The 15,563-nt window shown below is 64.9% G+C and carries 12 protein-coding genes and 1 riboswitch; of the genes, 3 read left to right on the forward strand and 9 right to left on the reverse strand.

Annotated features, from left to right (window positions below):
- Window position 1: 1 nt before the first annotated feature.
- From HDG32_RS32365 to HDG32_RS32400, 8 genes are all read right to left on the reverse strand, one after another.
- Window positions 2-1,012: an ABC transporter permease subunit gene (locus HDG32_RS32365; protein WP_184073570.1), complete on the reverse strand. Its 1,011-nt coding sequence runs from the start codon at window positions 1,010-1,012 to the stop codon at window positions 2-4.
- 155 nt (window positions 1,013-1,167) lie between these two features.
- Window positions 1,168-2,799: an ABC transporter substrate-binding protein gene (locus HDG32_RS32370; RefSeq protein ID WP_184073572.1), complete on the reverse strand. Its 1,632-nt coding sequence runs from the start codon at window positions 2,797-2,799 to the stop codon at window positions 1,168-1,170.
- A gap of 205 nt (window positions 2,800-3,004) precedes the next feature.
- The gene (locus tag HDG32_RS32375) at window positions 3,005-4,663 is read right to left on the reverse strand and encodes an ABC transporter substrate-binding protein (protein WP_260336672.1); all 1,659 of its coding nucleotides are present in this window, start codon (window positions 4,661-4,663) and stop codon (window positions 3,005-3,007) included.
- Between the two features lie 166 nt (window positions 4,664-4,829).
- A complete protein-coding gene (gene metF, locus HDG32_RS32380; RefSeq protein ID WP_184073600.1) occupies window positions 4,830-5,660 on the reverse strand; it encodes a methylenetetrahydrofolate reductase [NAD(P)H] in 831 nt (276 codons plus the stop codon).
- An 11-nt stretch (window positions 5,661-5,671) separates the two neighbouring features.
- Window positions 5,672-6,025, reverse strand: coding sequence for a phage holin family protein (locus HDG32_RS32385; RefSeq protein ID WP_090805530.1), 354 nt, complete (start codon window positions 6,023-6,025; stop codon window positions 5,672-5,674).
- Between the two features lie 173 nt (window positions 6,026-6,198).
- A complete protein-coding gene (ahcY, locus tag HDG32_RS32390; protein ID WP_184073574.1) occupies window positions 6,199-7,617 on the reverse strand; it encodes an adenosylhomocysteinase in 1,419 nt (472 codons plus the stop codon).
- A 33-nt stretch (window positions 7,618-7,650) separates the two neighbouring features.
- Window positions 7,651-7,785, reverse strand: a riboswitch (S-adenosyl-L-homocysteine riboswitch).
- Between the two features lie 64 nt (window positions 7,786-7,849).
- A complete protein-coding gene (locus HDG32_RS32395; RefSeq protein ID WP_184073576.1) occupies window positions 7,850-8,575 on the reverse strand; it encodes an LrgB family protein in 726 nt (241 codons plus the stop codon).
- Window positions 8,572-9,063: a CidA/LrgA family protein gene (locus HDG32_RS32400; protein WP_184073578.1), complete on the reverse strand. Its 492-nt coding sequence runs from the start codon at window positions 9,061-9,063 to the stop codon at window positions 8,572-8,574. Before HDG32_RS32400 ends, HDG32_RS32395 begins: the two co-directional genes overlap by 4 nt.
- Window positions 9,064-9,175: 112 nt before the next feature.
- On the opposite strand from HDG32_RS32400, the gene HDG32_RS32405 reads away from it, so the two are divergent.
- Window positions 9,176-10,144, forward strand: coding sequence for a LysR family transcriptional regulator (locus tag HDG32_RS32405; protein WP_184073580.1), 969 nt, complete (start codon window positions 9,176-9,178; stop codon window positions 10,142-10,144).
- Window positions 10,145-10,203: 59 nt separating this feature from the next.
- Here the strand turns inward: HDG32_RS32405 and HDG32_RS32410 are convergent, their stop codons facing one another.
- On the reverse strand, window positions 10,204-11,865 hold the full coding sequence (locus tag HDG32_RS32410; protein WP_184073581.1) for a GMC family oxidoreductase: 1,662 nt from the start codon (window positions 11,863-11,865) through the stop codon (window positions 10,204-10,206).
- 316 nt (window positions 11,866-12,181) lie between these two features.
- On the opposite strand from HDG32_RS32410, the gene HDG32_RS32415 reads away from it, so the two are divergent.
- Complete coding sequence (locus tag HDG32_RS32415; RefSeq protein ID WP_184073583.1) at window positions 12,182-13,870, forward strand: isovaleryl-CoA dehydrogenase; 1,689 nt, start codon at window positions 12,182-12,184, stop codon at window positions 13,868-13,870.
- Between the two features lie 109 nt (window positions 13,871-13,979).
- On the forward strand, window positions 13,980-15,398 hold the full coding sequence (locus HDG32_RS32420; RefSeq protein ID WP_184073585.1) for a coniferyl aldehyde dehydrogenase: 1,419 nt from the start codon (window positions 13,980-13,982) through the stop codon (window positions 15,396-15,398).
- Window positions 15,399-15,563: the final 165 nt, after the last annotated feature.

The raw sequence follows: 15,563 nt of genomic DNA on the forward strand, positions 1-15,563 counted from the left end.
TTTACCTCGTATGGCGAATGCGCGGGTTGAGCACGCCGTACATCAGATCGACGACGAGGTTCACGACGATCACCAGCGTGGCGATCAACAGGATACCGCCCTGCACGACCGGATAATCGCGCCGGCCGATCGCGTCGATCAGCCACTTGCCGATGCCCGGCCATGAAAACAGCGTTTCGGTCAGCACCGCGCCCGCAAGCAGTGTGCCGACCTGCAGGCCGATCACGGTGACGACCGGAATCAGCGCATTGCGCAGCGCATGCACGACGATCACGCGTCCCGGCGACAGCCCCTTCGCGCGCGCGGTGCGGATGTAGTCCTCGCGCAGCACTTCGAGCATCGACGAGCGCGTCATGCGCGCGACGACCGCGAGCGGAATCGTGCCGAGCACGATCGCAGGCAGGATCAGGTGACTGAGTGCGGATTTGAACGCGCCTTCGTCGGTGGACATCAGCGAGTCGATCAGCATGAAGCCGGTCACGTGCGGAATGTCGTATTCGACCGCGATGCGGCCCGACACCGGCGTCAAGCCGAGCTTGACCGAGAACACCATGATGAGGATCAAGCCCCACCAGAAGATCGGCATCGAGTAGCCGGTCAGGGCAGTGCCCATCACGCCGTGATCGACCACCGTGCCGCGCCTCAGCGCCGCGAACACGCCCGCCGGCAGGCCGACGATCAGCGCGAACAGCATCGCGCAGAACGACAGTTCGACGGTGGCGGGAAAGCGCGCGAGGAATTCGCCCATCACGCTCGTGTTGGTGATGATCGAAGTGCCGAGGTTGCCGTGCACGGCACGGACGATGTAGTGGAAGTACTGCATTGGCAAGGGCTCGTCGAGCCCGAGGCGGTGCATCGCGGCCGCATGCATGGCCGGATCGACGCCGCGCTCGCCCATCATCACTTCGATGGGGTCGCCCGGGATCAGGTGAATCAGCGCGAACGCGAGGATCGTGATGCCGATGAACGTCGGTATCACCATGCCGATGCGGCGCAAAACGAAGCGGAACATGGTTCGCTCCCATGGTACTGGTGATGAAAAAACGCAACCGGCGACGAGGGCTCGTGACCCCGGTCGCCGGACCATTTCGACCAGTTTTCTAACCGTGCGAAAAGTGTACTGTGTTGCGGCGTACTGTATTGCGGCGTACTGCGCGAACTTTACGATTACTTGACGCTGACGCCGTCGAAGCGCGCGTAGCCGAGCGGTTCGATGCGCATGTCGACCACCTTCTTGCTGACCGGCTGATAGACGGTCGAGTGCGCGATCGGCGAGAACGGCAGTTGCTGCGCGAAAATATATTGCGCTTCGCCGTAGATCTTCGTGCGCGTCGCCACGTCCGAAGTCGTGCGGCCCTTCTGGATCAGATCGTCGAACGGCTTGTAGCACCACTTCGAGAAGTTGTTGCCGTTGATCGCCTCGCAGCCGAGCAGCGTGCCGAGCCAGTTGTCCGGATCGCCGTTGTCGCCGGTCCAGCCGATCAGCATCGTGTCGTCTTCGCCCGCGTGCGCGCGCTTGATGTACTCACCCCATTCGTACGTGACGATCTTCGCCTTCACGCCGATCTTCGCCCAGTCCGCCTGGATCATTTCCGCCATCAGACGCGCGTTCGGGTTGTACGCGCGCTGCACCGGCATCGCCCACAGCGTGAGGTCGAAGCCGTTCGGGTAGCCCGCCTTCGCGAGCAGATCTTTCGCCTTGGCCGGATCGTACGAGGCGGCCGGCAGGTTCTTGACGTACGACCATTGCGTCGGCGGCATCGGGTTCGTGGCCAACTGGCCCGCGCCCTGGTAGACCGACTCGATGATCGCCTTCTTGTTGATCGCCATGTCGAGCGCCTGACGTACTTCGAGCTTGTCGACCGGCTTGTGCGTCACGTTGTACGCGAGATAGCCGAGGTTGAAGCCCGGTTGCGACGGCATGTCGATGTTCGGCTCGGCCTTCAGCGGCGCGATGTCGGCCGGGCGCGGATAGCTCATCACCTGGCATTCGTCGCGCTTGATCTTCTGCACGCGCACGCCGGCATCCGGCGTGATCGAGAAGATCAGCTTCGAGATCTTCACCGCGCCCGGCTTCCAGTAGTCGGGATTGCCGTCGAAGCGGATCGTCGCGTCCTTCGTGTAGCTGCGGAAGATGAACGGACCGGTGCCGACCGGGTACTGATTGATGTCGGCGGCCTTGCCTGCCTTGAGCAGTTGATCCGCATATTCAGCCGACAGGATCGACGCGTATTCCATCGCCAGATTCTGGATGAACGGCGCGTTGACTTCCTTCAGCGTGAATTTGACCGTGTACGGGTCGACTTTCTCGACGCTCGTGATCAGCTTGTCGAGGCCCATGTCGGTGAAGTACGGGAACTGCACCGGATACGCCTTGCGGAACGGCTGGTTCGGGTCGAGCATGCGCTGGAACGAGAAGACCACGTCGTCCGCGTTGAATTCGCGCGTCGGCTTGAAGAACGAGGTGGTCTGGAACTTCACGCCATGACGCAGATGGAACGTGTAGGTCTTGCCATCGGGCGACACGTCCCACTTCTCCGCGAGGCCGGGCTCGACCTTGGTGCCGCCGCGTTCGAACTCGACGAGGCGGTTATAGACGGTGAACGTGTTGGCCGTGAAGTCGACGCCCGTCGTGTATTGGGCCGGATCGAAACCCGCGGGACTGCCTTCCGAGCAGTAAACGAGGGTTTTGTTCGGGATCCCAGCGGCCTGCGCGCTCGTGACGCCAAGCAGGGATGCCGCTGCGGCAGCGACGAGCGTGGACCTACGCGCGACGCGCAACAGATTGTTTTGCTTCATGTTTCCTCCAGGTTCAGGGCCGGCTTGCGCCGGCGTAGCGGGATATTACTTGAGCTTGGGCCGGCTACCAAGCGGAGCAAAATCCCTCTGTTGACGACAGGAAACACTTCGTGCAAACGTTTGACCACGGTTTTGTCACGGGCCGGGCGGGCCCATTCGAGCCGCCCGGCGACGAATACGGCGCAAAAAAGCGCGCCGCGCCCGCTTATTTCACCCCAACCCCCAGGAATTGCGTCGGCCCGAACGGATCGATCTTGAAGCCCGTCACGTTCTTGCTGATCGGCTGATAGACGGTCGAATGCGCGATCGGCGTGAACGGCACCTGGTCCTTGAAGATCTCCTGCGCCTGCGTATAGGCCTTGGTGCGATCGGCCATGTTGGTGGTGCTGCGGCCCTGCTTGATCAGATCGTCGTAAGGCTTGTAGCACCACTTCGAGAAGTTGCTGCCGTTGACCGCGTCGCAGCCGAGCAACACGCCGAGCCAGTTGTCAGGGTCGCCGTAGTCACCCGTCCAGCCGATCAGCATCGCCTGATGCTCGCCGGCGTGCGCGCGGCGAATGTACTCGCCCCATTCGTACGTGACGATATTCACCTTGACGCCGATCTTCGCCCAGTCCGCCTGCAGCATTTCGGCCATCAGGCGTGCATTCGGGTTATACGGGCGCTGTACCGGCATCGCCCACAGCGTCAGCTCGAAGCCGTCGGGGTAGCCCGCCTGCTTCAGCAGCGCTTTCGCTTTGTCGACGTCATAGGGCGCGTCCTTCAGGTTCTTGTCGTAACCCCATTGCGTCGGCGGCATCGGGTTCGTCGCGGCCTGGCCCGCGCCCTGGTAGACCGCCTCGATGATCGCCTTCTTGTTGACCGACATGTCGAGCGCGCGGCGCACGAGCACGTTGTCGAGCGGCTTTTTGGTCGTGTTGTACGCGATATAGCCGAGGTTGAAGCCCACTTCGCTTGGCATCGCGAGCGACGCATCGGCCTTCACGGTGGGGATGTCGGCCGGGCGCGGATAGGACATCACCTGGCATTCGCCGCGCTTCAACTTTTGCAGGCGCACGGCCGGATCGACCGTGATCGCGAAGATCAGCTTGCCGAGCTTCGCGACGCCCGGCTTCCAGTAGTCGGGATTGCCGTCGAAGCGGATCGTGTCGTCCTTCGTATAGCTGCGGAAGATGAACGGACCGGTGCCGACCGGGTACTGGTTGATGTCGGACGCCTTGCCCGCCTTCAGCAGCTGATCGGTGTATTCAGCCGACAGGATCGACGCGAACGGCATCGCGATCTGCTGCAGGAACGGCGCGTCGACTTCCTTCAGCGTGAAGCGCACCGTGTACGGATCGACCTTCTCGATTTTGGCGATGTTCTTCGCGAGACCGAGGTCGTTGAAATACGGGAAATTGACCGGATACGCCTTGCGGAACGGGTTCTCGGGATCGAGCATGCGTTCGTAGGTGAACACGACGTCGTCCGCGTTGAATTCGCGGGTCGGCTTGAAGTACGACGTGGTCTGGAATTTGACGCCGTGGCGCAGATGGAACGTATAGGTGAGGCCGTCGGGCGACACGTCCCACTTTTCGGCGAGTCCTGGCTCGATGTCCGTGCTGCCGTGCGCAAATTCGACGAGCCGGTTATAGACCGTGTACGAGCCGGCGCTGAATTCGACGCTGGTCGTGTATTGCGCGGTATCGAAACCCGCCGGGCTGCCTTCGGAGCAGAACACCAGCGTCTTGTCGGGCAGCGTGGCCGCCTGCGACGCGGCGGGCGCGAGGCCGCTCGTGGCGACCGCGAGCGCGGCGAGCGCCGGCAGGCAGAACTGGTGAAGCGCGAACAGCCGGTGTGCCGCAGTCTTTCTTGTCACTGTCATATCGTCCTCCGCACAGCAGCCGGGTTGGCTGCGTTTCGATGATAGACAGCCCAAAAATGCGCTTCAACAGGGACTTACCACGCTATCCAGGACGAGTTCGAGACACATTCCAGACTGGAAGAAGCCGCGCGGCCGTCACGGCCGCGCGGCTTGGCGGGCGTGCCGGTTACACGGCGAGCCGTTCGCAGATCGCCTTGGTCGACGCGGCCGCGTTCAGCGTATAGAAGTGCAGACCCGGCACTTTCGCGTCGAGGAGCCGTTGACACAGAGCCGTCACCACGTCGAGCCCGAACGCGCGGATCGACTCGCGGTCGTCGCCGAAGCTCTCTAGCCGGCGCGCGATCCAGCGCGGCACTTCGGCGCCGCACATTTCGGAGAAGCGCATCAGCTGCGAGAAGTTCGTGATCGGCATGATGCCGGGCACGATCGGCACGTCGACGCCGAGCTGGCGTGCATCGTCGACGAAACGGAAGTACGCGTCCGCGTTGAAGAAGTACTGCGTGATCGCCGAGTTCGCGCCGGCTTTCACCTTGTGCGCGAAGTTTTCGAGATCGTGACGCGGCGAGCGCGACTGCGGATGGTATTCCGGATAACCCGCCACCTCGATCCAGAACCAGTCGCCGAACTCGGCACGGATGAAGCTGACGAGCTCCGACGCATAGCGCAGCTCGCCGACCGCGCCCATGCCCGAGGGCAGATCGCCGCGCAGCGCGACGATATGGCGGATGCCGTACGCGCGGTACTCGTTGAGGATCGCGCGCAGGCTGTCCTTCGACGAGCCGATGCACGACAGATGCGGCGCCGCCTCGAGCCCTTCCTTCGCCATGTCGACGACGGTATCGAGCGTGCCTTGCTGGGTCGAGCCGCCGGCGCCGAACGTGACGGACACGAACTTCGGTTTGAGCGACACGAGTTCCGCGCGCGTCGCGCGCAGTTTGTCGATGCCTTCCTGCGTTTTCGGCGGGAAGAATTCGAATGAGAGTTCGATCGGATTCATAGTCAAAAAGGTCAACCGAGACTGCGGTTGCCGAAAATGAGCGCGGACAGTAGCCACGACACGATGCTGTACAGGATCGAGCCGAAGAACGCCGACCAGAAGCCCGACACCTCGAAGCCCTTCAGCAGCGACGCGCACAGCCAGAAGCACAGCGCATTGACGACCAGAATGAAGAGTCCGAGCGTGAGGATCGTGACGGGCAGCGTCAGCAGGATCAGCAGCGGCCGCAGCAGCGTATTGATGAGGCCGAGCACGATCGCGACGATCAGCGCGGTACCGAAGCTACGGATATGGATCGACGGAACGATGTAGGTGATGATCAGCAGCGCGAGCGCGTTGATGAGCCAGGTCAGCAGCACGGTCATGTAGAACTCCTTGTAAGCACCTGTGCGGAGAAGATGTCCAGCAAACGAAAAGCCGCGCTGGCGAACAAAGCGGCGCATTGCGCGCCGCCCCGAGATCGGACCGTCAAGCTTTTACCGCCGCCCGCGTGGCCGGGCGCGCGAACGCGCGCATCGAGCCGCGGACGGCCGCGTGCTTAATAGCGGTAGTGGTTCGGCTTGAACGGACCGCTCTTGTCGACGCCGATGTAGCCGGCCTGCGCGTCGGACAGCACGGTCAGGTTCGCGCCGATGCGCGCCAGATGCAGACGCGCGACCTTCTCGTCGAGATGCTTCGGCAGCACGTACACCTTGTTTTCGTACTTCGCGCCCTGCGTGAACAGTTCGATCTGCGCGAGCGTCTGGTTCGTGAACGAGTTCGACATCACGAACGACGGATGGCCCGTCGCGCAGCCGAGGTTCACGAGGCGGCCTTCGGCCAGCAGGATCACGCGCTTGCCGTCCGGGAAAATGATGTGGTCGACTTGCGGCTTGATGTTTTCCCACTGGTACTGACGGGTCGACGCGACGTCGATTTCCGAGTCGAAGTGGCCGATGTTGCAGACGATCGCGTTATGACGCATCGCCTTCATGTGATCGTGGTTGATCACGTGGTAGTTGCCGGTCGCGGTCACGAAGATGTCGGCCTTGTCGGCCGCGTACTCCATCGTCACGACGCGGTAGCCTTCCATCGCCGCTTGCAGCGCGCAGATCGGATCGATTTCGGTGACCCACACGGTCGCGCCCAGACCGCGCAGCGATTGCGCGCAGCCCTTGCCCACGTCGCCGTAACCGGCCACGACCGCGATCTTGCCCGCGATCATCACGTCGGTCGCGCGCTTGATGCCGTCGACGAGCGACTCGCGGCAGCCATACAGGTTGTCGAACTTCGACTTCGTGACCGAGTCGTTGACGTTGATGGCCGGGAACGGCAGGCGGCCTTCCTTTTCCATCTGGTACAGACGGTGCACGCCGGTGGTGGTTTCTTCGGTGACGCCCTTGATCGCCGCGAGGCGCTTCGAGTACCACGTCGGGTCGATCTCGAGGTGCGCGGCGATCGACTTGTACAGCGCGACTTCTTCTTCGTTGGTCGGTCTGGCGATCACCGAGCGGTCTTTTTCGGCCTTCGAACCGAGGATCAGCAGCAGCGTCGCGTCGCCGCCGTCGTCGAGGATCATGTTGGCGAACTCGCCGTTCGGCCATTCGAAAATGCGGTGCGAGAACTCCCAGTATTCATCGAGCGATTCGCCCTTGAACGCGAACACCGGCGTGCCGGCCTGCGCGATTGCAGCGGCGGCATGGTCCTGAGTCGAGAAGATGTTGCACGAGGCCCAGCGTACGTCCGCGCCGAGCGCGGTCAGCGTCTCGATCAGCACGCCGGTCTGGATCGTCATGTGCAGCGAGCCGGCGACGCGCGCGCCCTTCAGCGGCTGCTGCGCCTTGTACTCTTCACGGGTCTGCATGAGGCCGGGCATTTCGGTCTCGGCGATCGTGAGTTCCTTGCGGCCCCAAGCGGCGAGCGACATGTCGGCGACAACGTAATCCTGCTTCTGGGAATCGATGACTGCGGCGTTCATCACGCCCTCCTTTCTAAGAAAATGACTAGAAATGTGACGTGAGCGCGGTTTGAGGCAGCGTTCGGATTCGCGCGATGCGCATTCCATGCTGCCAATTGAAGCCTTCGAGCCTGGCGGGCGGCCGGCGAATGCGGATTCGCGGTACCCGTCGCAACGCTCCTCGAAGACGAACGGCGATTGTAGCAAATCGAGATGACTTCGGCGCGTGCCGGATGGCGTGGCGCGCGCCACTTCAGATCGGCAGCAGCCCCAGCATCGGCGCGAGCAGCACCATGGCGACACCGGCGATCATCATCGTCAGGCTGGACACTACGCCCTCCTCGCTGCCGAGCTCGCGCGCCTTCGCGGTGCCGACGCCGTGCGCGGCCGCACCGAACAGCGCGCCGCGCGCGAGCCGCGTGCGCAGCGGCACGAACGCGAGCACGATTTCGCCGAACAGCATGCCGCAGACGCCGGTCGCGATCACGAACAGCGCGGTCAGGTCCTTCGGCGCGTGAATCCTGTCGGACACCGCGAGCGCGAATGGCGTCGACACCGAACGCGTCATCAGGCTGCGCTGCAAGTCCGGCGACAGGTGCAGCAGCTTCGCGAGCATCAGCGAGCCGCCGACGCCGACCAGAATGCCCGCCGTCACGCCGACGGACAGCGAGATCCAGTGGCGCTTCAACAGTGCGCGGTACTCGTAGATCGGCACGGCGAACGCGACCGTCGCGGGGCCGAGCAGCCACATCAGCCAGCGCGTGTCCTCGAAGTAAAGCGAATACGGAATGTGCGCGAGTACGACGATCGCGACGAGCGCGGCCGGCACCGTCAGCATCGGCGTGAGCCACGGCGAGCGCACGCGCGCATACAGCGCCTTCGACGCGAAGTACAGCGCGATCGTCAGCACGAGGCAGCCGGCCGCGATCAGGCGCGAGGCGTCGTCGGCCAACAGCGAAGCGAACGGGAGCGGGTTCATCGGCGCTCGCGCGACAGACTGCCTGCCTTACGCGCAACCAGCACGTGGCGCAGCGCGAAACGCCGTTCGACGCGCGCGGCCTGATCGACAGCGAACGCCACCGCGACCATCACCATCAGGGTGCCGGCGATCACCACCAGCGCGAGGCGCCAGCCGTCCGCGCGGAACAGGCCGCCGTATTGCACGGCGGCGACCGCCGCCGGAATGAAGAACAGCAGCATGTCGGACAGCAGCCAGTCCGCGCCCGCCTTGACCCAGCGCGGCGCGATACCGCCACAGAACAGCAGCGCGAGCAGCACGACGAGGCCGACCACGCCGCCCGGCACCGGCAGATGCAGCCGCCGCACGATGAAATCGGCGCCGATCCACAGCGCCGCGATCGCGGCGCTTTGCGCGGCGATGCGTGCGACACGGCCGAAGCCACCCGCGTCCCCACTTGAGCCGCCACCGGCGGGACGCACGGAACGGGCGAAAACTGGCGCGGACATGACATCCCCTGGCTGGCGTGGAAGGCACTCAGTATGGGCCTCGCCGCGCCATAAACAAAATGACTTACAATCATCGAAATCATTCCAAACTGGAATTCTGGAGACCACGCTCATGGAACTCCGCGCGCTGCGCTATTTCGTCGAAGTGGTCCGTCAGCAAAGCTTCACCGTCGCCGCTGAGCAGATGTTCGTCACGCAGCCGACCATCAGCAAGATGGTCAAGTCGCTGGAAGACGAAATCGGCTCGCCGCTGCTGCTGCGCGACGGCCGCCAGATGGTTCTCACCGACGTGGGCCGGATCGTCTATCAGCGCGGCCAGGACGTGCTCGCCGCGCACGCGCAACTGCAGGCCGAGCTGAACGATCTCGACACGCTCGGGCGCGGTGAACTGGCAATCGGCATTCCGCCGATGGGCGGTGCGCTCTTCACACCCGCAATCGCCGCGTTCCGCCAGCGCTATCCGAAGATCGAGCTGAAGCTGTTCGAGCAGGGCTCGCGCGCGATCGAAGCCGCGCTGATCAACGGTGAACTGGAACTGGGCGGTGTGCTGCAGCCGGTCGACCCCGACAACATCGACGTGCTGCCGATGTCGCACGAGCTGTTGTGGCTCGTCGCGCGCGCCGGCTCGCGCTGGGATGCGTTGAACGAGGTGCCGCTCGCCCAACTCGCCGATGAGCCGTTCGTGTTTTACGGCGAAAGCCTCGCGCTGAACGACGTCGTGCTGAACGCGTGCCGCGCGGCGGGATTTTCGCCCGCGATCGTCGGGCGCAGCGGGCATTGGGACTTCATGGCGGCGCTGGTGCTGGCCGGCGTCGGCATCGCGCTGCTGCCCGCGCCCTATTGCCGGCGGCTCAACCCCGCGCAGTTCACCTGCCGCCCGGTCGTCGAACCGGAGATCCCGTGGGAGATGGCGATCGGCTGGCGCCGCAACGGCTATCTGTCGCACGCGGCGCGCGCGTGGCTCGACGTCGCGCGCGAAACGCTGCCGACACACGTCAGCGACGATTTCATATTCGGACCGGGGATCGGCTTTAACGGAATCACAGCGCCGCAAGGAGCTCTGCCACCCTCAGGCGAGTGACGGGCGGCGTCCGGCCGCGTTACGCCGCTCGCGTTTGCCGACCTCCTTGCAAACGGCGATCAAACCGCCTGCGCCGGCATGTCACCTGGGTTCGGGGGCGTCACCGTCGCCGACCTCCCCGCTCCGTCTCGCCGGCTCGTCGCGATCAACTCCGCCGCCCGTTCACCGATCATCACCGTCGGCGAATTGGTGTTGCCGCCGATCAGGGTCGGCATGACCGACGCATCGACGATCCTCAACCCCGTCACGCCGCGCACGCGCAATTGCGGATCGACGACCGAGCGCGCGTCGCCGCCCATCCGGCAGGTCGCGACCGGGTGATAGATCGTGTCCGCGCGCTCGGCGATCGTCTGGCGCAGTTCCGCATCCGATTGCCCCGGCCGCGTGTACAACTCCTCGCCGCCGTGCAGCGCGAGCGACGGCGCGCCGAGAATGCGCCGCGCCATCTTCGCGCCCTCGACGAGCAGATCGAGATCGCGCGCATCGCTCAGAAAGCGCGGATCGATCAGCGGCGCGACACGCGCATCGGCGCTTGCGAGCGTCACGGTGCCGCGGCTATGCGGACGCAGCACGCATACATGCAGCGAATAGCCGTGGCCCCAGTGCATATGGCGGTTGTGATCGTCGACGATCGCCGCGCAGAAATGCAGTTGCAGATCGGGCCGCGCGAGCGTCGGCCGGCTCTTCAGAAAACCGCCCGCCTCGGCGACGTTGCTCGTCAGCATGCCGCGCCCGTGTCGCATGAAGGTCACGAATTGCGGCAGCATCCGCGCGATGCCGCGCACCGAGAAACCGGTGGGCTCGATCGACCTCACGCGTTTGTTGATCGTGAAATCGATGTGATCGATCAGGTTCTGGCCGACCTCGGGCGCATCGTGAAGCACGTCGATGCCGAGCGAGCGCAGATGCGCGGCCGGCCCGATGCCCGAGCACATCAACAGTTGCGGCGAGTTGAACGCCCCAGCGGCGAGCACGACCTCGGCGCGCGCCGCGAGCGTTTCGGCGCGGCCGCCGCGCACGATTTCGACGCCGCTCGCGCGCTTGCCGTCGAACACGACGCGCAGCACGGTCGCGTCGGCCATCGTGTGCAGGTTCGCGCGCGGCCGGTCGTAGATGTACGCGCGCGCGACGCTGCAACGGCGCCCGTCACGTTGCGTGACCTGATAGAAGCCGATGCCTTCCTGGTCCGCGCCGTTGAAGTCGTCGTTCGCTTTGTAGCCCGCTTCGAGCGCGGCCTGCACGAAGCGCCTGGAAAACGGATTCCTGAAGCGCAGATCGGACACGGTCAGCGGACCGGCCTCGCCATGCCACGCATCGGCCCCGCGCTCGTTGTGTTCGGCGCGGCGGAAATACGGCAGCACCTCGGCCCACGACCAGCCGTCGCAGCCGAGCCGCGCCCACTCGTCGTAATCGAGCGGATGGCCGCGCGTGTAGATCATCGCGTTGATCGCGCTCGATCCGCCGAAACCGCGTCCGCGCGGCTGATAGCCCTGGCGACCGGCGAGCCCCGGCTGCGGCGTGGTCAGGTAGCCGTAGTTGGTCTTCAGTCTATTCGGCACCACGGCCGCGACGCCGACCGGCATGTCCACCAACAGATTACGCCCGGTATGCGGACCGGCCTCGATCAGCGCGATGGTCGCGTCGGGACAGCTATCCGCGAGACGGCTCGCGAGCGTGCAGCCGCCCGAGCCCGCACCGACGACGATGTAGTCGTATTGCATGCGCTCCTCCTGATGGTCCGCGTTGCTCGCGGACCCTGTCTCGTGCACACTTGTCTACGTGTGTTTTCTGCGCATTGTAGGGAGCGTATTGGGGCTGCGGCGGCTCCCTGACAGAACGATTCCTCTAAACGCCGGCGGCAACGCGCCCCTATGATGAAAGGCGCGTACGGCCCGCGCGCGGCTTCCAAACATGGCGCGACGCGCGCCCTCCTTCCGGCATGCGGCATCACGCGCGGCGCTCGAACAGATGCGACAAAGCGCATCGGGGATGCCGTCGGCGAAGCGGCGCACAATAGCGAAAGCACGGAGACAGCAGATGGAACGGCACGGCTTCGGCCAGACTCACGAGGTGACGAATCAGGCACCGCCGCTCGCGGACTACAACCTGTTCGCGAGCGACGCCGCTTTGAGCGCGGCCGTCGATCGCGACGGCGCGAGCTGGCATCGCGAGGCGCTGCTGCGACACGGCGCGACGCTGACGACGCCCGACACGCTCGCGCTCGCGGAGCTCGCCAACCGCCATACGCCGGAGCTGGTCACGCATAGTCCGCGCGGCGAGCGCATCGACGCGCTCGAGTTCCATCCCGCGTGGCATGAACTGCTCGCGCTGCTGCGCCGCGAAGGGCTACACGCGCTTCCGTTCGCCGAGCCGCGAAGCGGCGCGATGGCTGCGCGCTGCGCCGGCTACTTCATGCATGCGCAGATCGAATCCGGCTCGCTGTGCCCACTGACGATGACATTCGCGAGCATTCCAGTGTTGCAGCGCGAATCCACGTTGTTCGATACGCTGCGCGACCAGTTGTACACACGCGAGCACGATCCGCGCGACGTGCCGCTCACGCAAAAGCGCTCGGCGATGATCGGCATGGGCATGACCGAGAAACAGGGCGGCTCCGACGTGCGCAGCAACCGCACGCGCGCCCATGCGTTCGACGGTGCCGGCGGACGCGGCGGCGCCTACCGGCTCGTCGGTCATAAATGGTTCTTCTCGGCGCCGCAGTGCGACGCGCATCTGGTGCTCGCGCGCACCGACACGCACGAGGGGCTGTCGTGCTTTTTCGTGCCGCGCTTCGCGCCGGACGGCAGCAAGAACGCGGTGCAGATCCAGCGTCTGAAGGACAAGCTCGGCAATCGCTCCAACGCAAGCAGCGAAGTCGAATTTCTCGACGCGTACGGTGTGATGATCGGCGACGAAGGACGCGGCGTGCCGACCATCATCGAAATGGCGAGCTACACGCGGCTCGACTGCGTGATCGGCAGCGCCGCGCTGATGCGTGCCGCGCTCGTGCAGGCGGTCCATCATGCGCGGCATCGCAGCGCGTTCGGCCGGCACCTTGCCGAGCAGCCGCTGATGCGCAACGTGCTCGCCGATCTCGCGCTCGAATCCGAAGCGGCTACGGTGCTGTTCATGCGTCTCGCGCGCGCGTTCGAGGAATCCGCCGACGCGTCGTCGGCTTCATCGGCCGAACGCGCCTGGCGGCGCATCGTTACGCCTGCCGCGAAGTACTGGGTCTGCAAGCGCGCGCTCGAATTCACCGGCGAGGCGATGGAAGTCTGGGGCGGCAACGGCTACGTCGAAACCGGGCCGATGGCGCGCTTCTATCGCGAGGCGCCGGTCAACTCGATCTGGGAAGGCTCGGGCAACGTGATGTGCCTCGACGTGCTGCGCGCGATGGAGCGCGAGCCGCAGGCCGCGCAAGCGCTGTTCGCCGCCTGGCAGGACGTCGCGCGCGCGCATCCGGCGCTGGGCGCGGCGCTCGCGCGTCTCGCCGCGACACTGAACGGACCGGCCGAACCGCGCGAGGCGTCGGCTCGACGTATCGCGCAGCAGATCGTGCTGATCGCGCAGGCGACGCTGCTCGCGCAGCACGCGCCCGCCGGGGTCGCCGACGCGTTCATCGCGACGCGTCTCGCCGACGGCTGCGGCGAAAGCGGCCGCGTGTACGGCACGCTGCCGGCCACGTTCGATCACGCGGCGATCGTCGAGCGCGCCTTTCCCGGGTAAACGCGGCGGGCACGCAAACCCCGAGCGCACCGCTCGCAACTCCGACTCAACCTCAAACCAATATAAGTGCGCTCGACGCGCACGGTCATCCGTCTGGGAGTGGACTCACATGAAGAACGATGTGCCGGAGGTCGCCGCGCTCCAAGCACTGTTGCGCGATCAACGTCATGCGTATCTGCGCGCGCCGTATCCGTCGTGGGACACGCGCGCGACGCATCTGCGTGCGCTGCGCAAGCTGATGCTCGACAATCGCGACGCGCTTGCCGACGCGATGCACGCGGACTTCGGCAATCGCGCGAAGGAAGAGGTGCTGCTCGCCGAATTCCTGCTCGTGAAGGAAGAGATCGACGCCGCGCTGCGTCACGGCAAGCGCTGGATGAAAGCGCAGCGCCGCCGCACCAACAAGTGGCTGCTGCCGGCGCGCGCGAAGGTGGTGCCGCAGCCGCTCGGCGTGGTCGGCATCATCGTGCCGTGGAATTATCCGGTGCTGCTCGCGGTCGGCCCGTTGATCAGCGCGCTGACAGCGGGCAATCGCGCGATCATCAAGATGTCCGAACTGACGCCGCGCACCTCGGCGCTATTCGAGCTGCTGATCGGTCAGACGTTCGCGCGCACTCACGTCGCGGTCGTCAACGGCGATGCTGCGCTCGCGGCCGCGTTCAGCGCGCTGCCGTTCGATCATCTGCTGTTCACCGGCTCGACGAAGGTCGGTCACGAAGTGATGCGCGCGGCGGCCGAGCATCTGACGCCGGTCACGCTCGAACTCGGCGGCAAGTCGCCGGCGCTGATCGGCGCGCATGCGCGTTTCGACAACGCGGTCGACAATCTGATCGCCGGCAAGACGCTGAACGCGGGGCAGACCTGTGTGGCGCCCGACTACGTGCTGGTGCCGCGCGGCAAGGAGCAGGCGTTCATCGAACGGGCGCGCGTGCGGATGGCGAGGATGTATCCGGACTTCGCGCAGAACCCGGATTACACGTCGATCATTTCTTCGCGGCACTTCGAGCGGCTCGAACGTCTCGCCCACGAAGCGCGGGCTGCGGGCGCGCAATTGCATGCGCTGACCAACGCGACGCCCGATGCCGGGAGCCGGCGCTTTCCGCTGATCGCCGTGACTGGCGCGCCGGACGAATGCGCGCTGATGCAGGAGGAGATTTTCGGGCCGCTGTTGCCGCTCGTGCCGTACGACACGCTCGACGACGCGATCGCGTGGATCAATGCGCGGCCGCGGCCGCTGGCGCTTTATCTCTATGCCGACGATGCGCGGACGGTTGAGCGTGTCACGCATGAAACGATCGCCGGCGGCATGGCCGTTAACGAGACGCTGATGCATCTGGCATGTGAGAGTTTGCCGTTCGGCGGGGTCGGGGCGAGTGGGATGGGGGCGTACCACGGGTACGAGGGGTTCGTTACTTTTTCCAAGATGAAGCCCGTGCTCATGCAGGCGCGCTTGAATGCGCGCGGGTTGATTTCGCCACCGTACGGTAGACGCGTGAACGCGGTGTTGAAGTTGATGATGAGGTTTTGATTTTGCCCCTGGGCGGGGGGAGGCCTTTTTTTGTCTTTGTTCTTTGCGGTGTTGGCCTTTCCTTGTTGTCTTATCGGTCTATTAGCGTTGCCCCTGTGCGGGGCGGCACCTACTTTCTTTGCTGCTGCAAAGAAAGTAGGCAAAGAAGACAGCTAAAACCGCAAA

The organism is Paraburkholderia sp. CI2 (assembly GCF_014201055.1).
Taxonomy (GTDB): Bacteria; Pseudomonadota; Gammaproteobacteria; order Burkholderiales; family Burkholderiaceae; genus Paraburkholderia; species Paraburkholderia tuberum.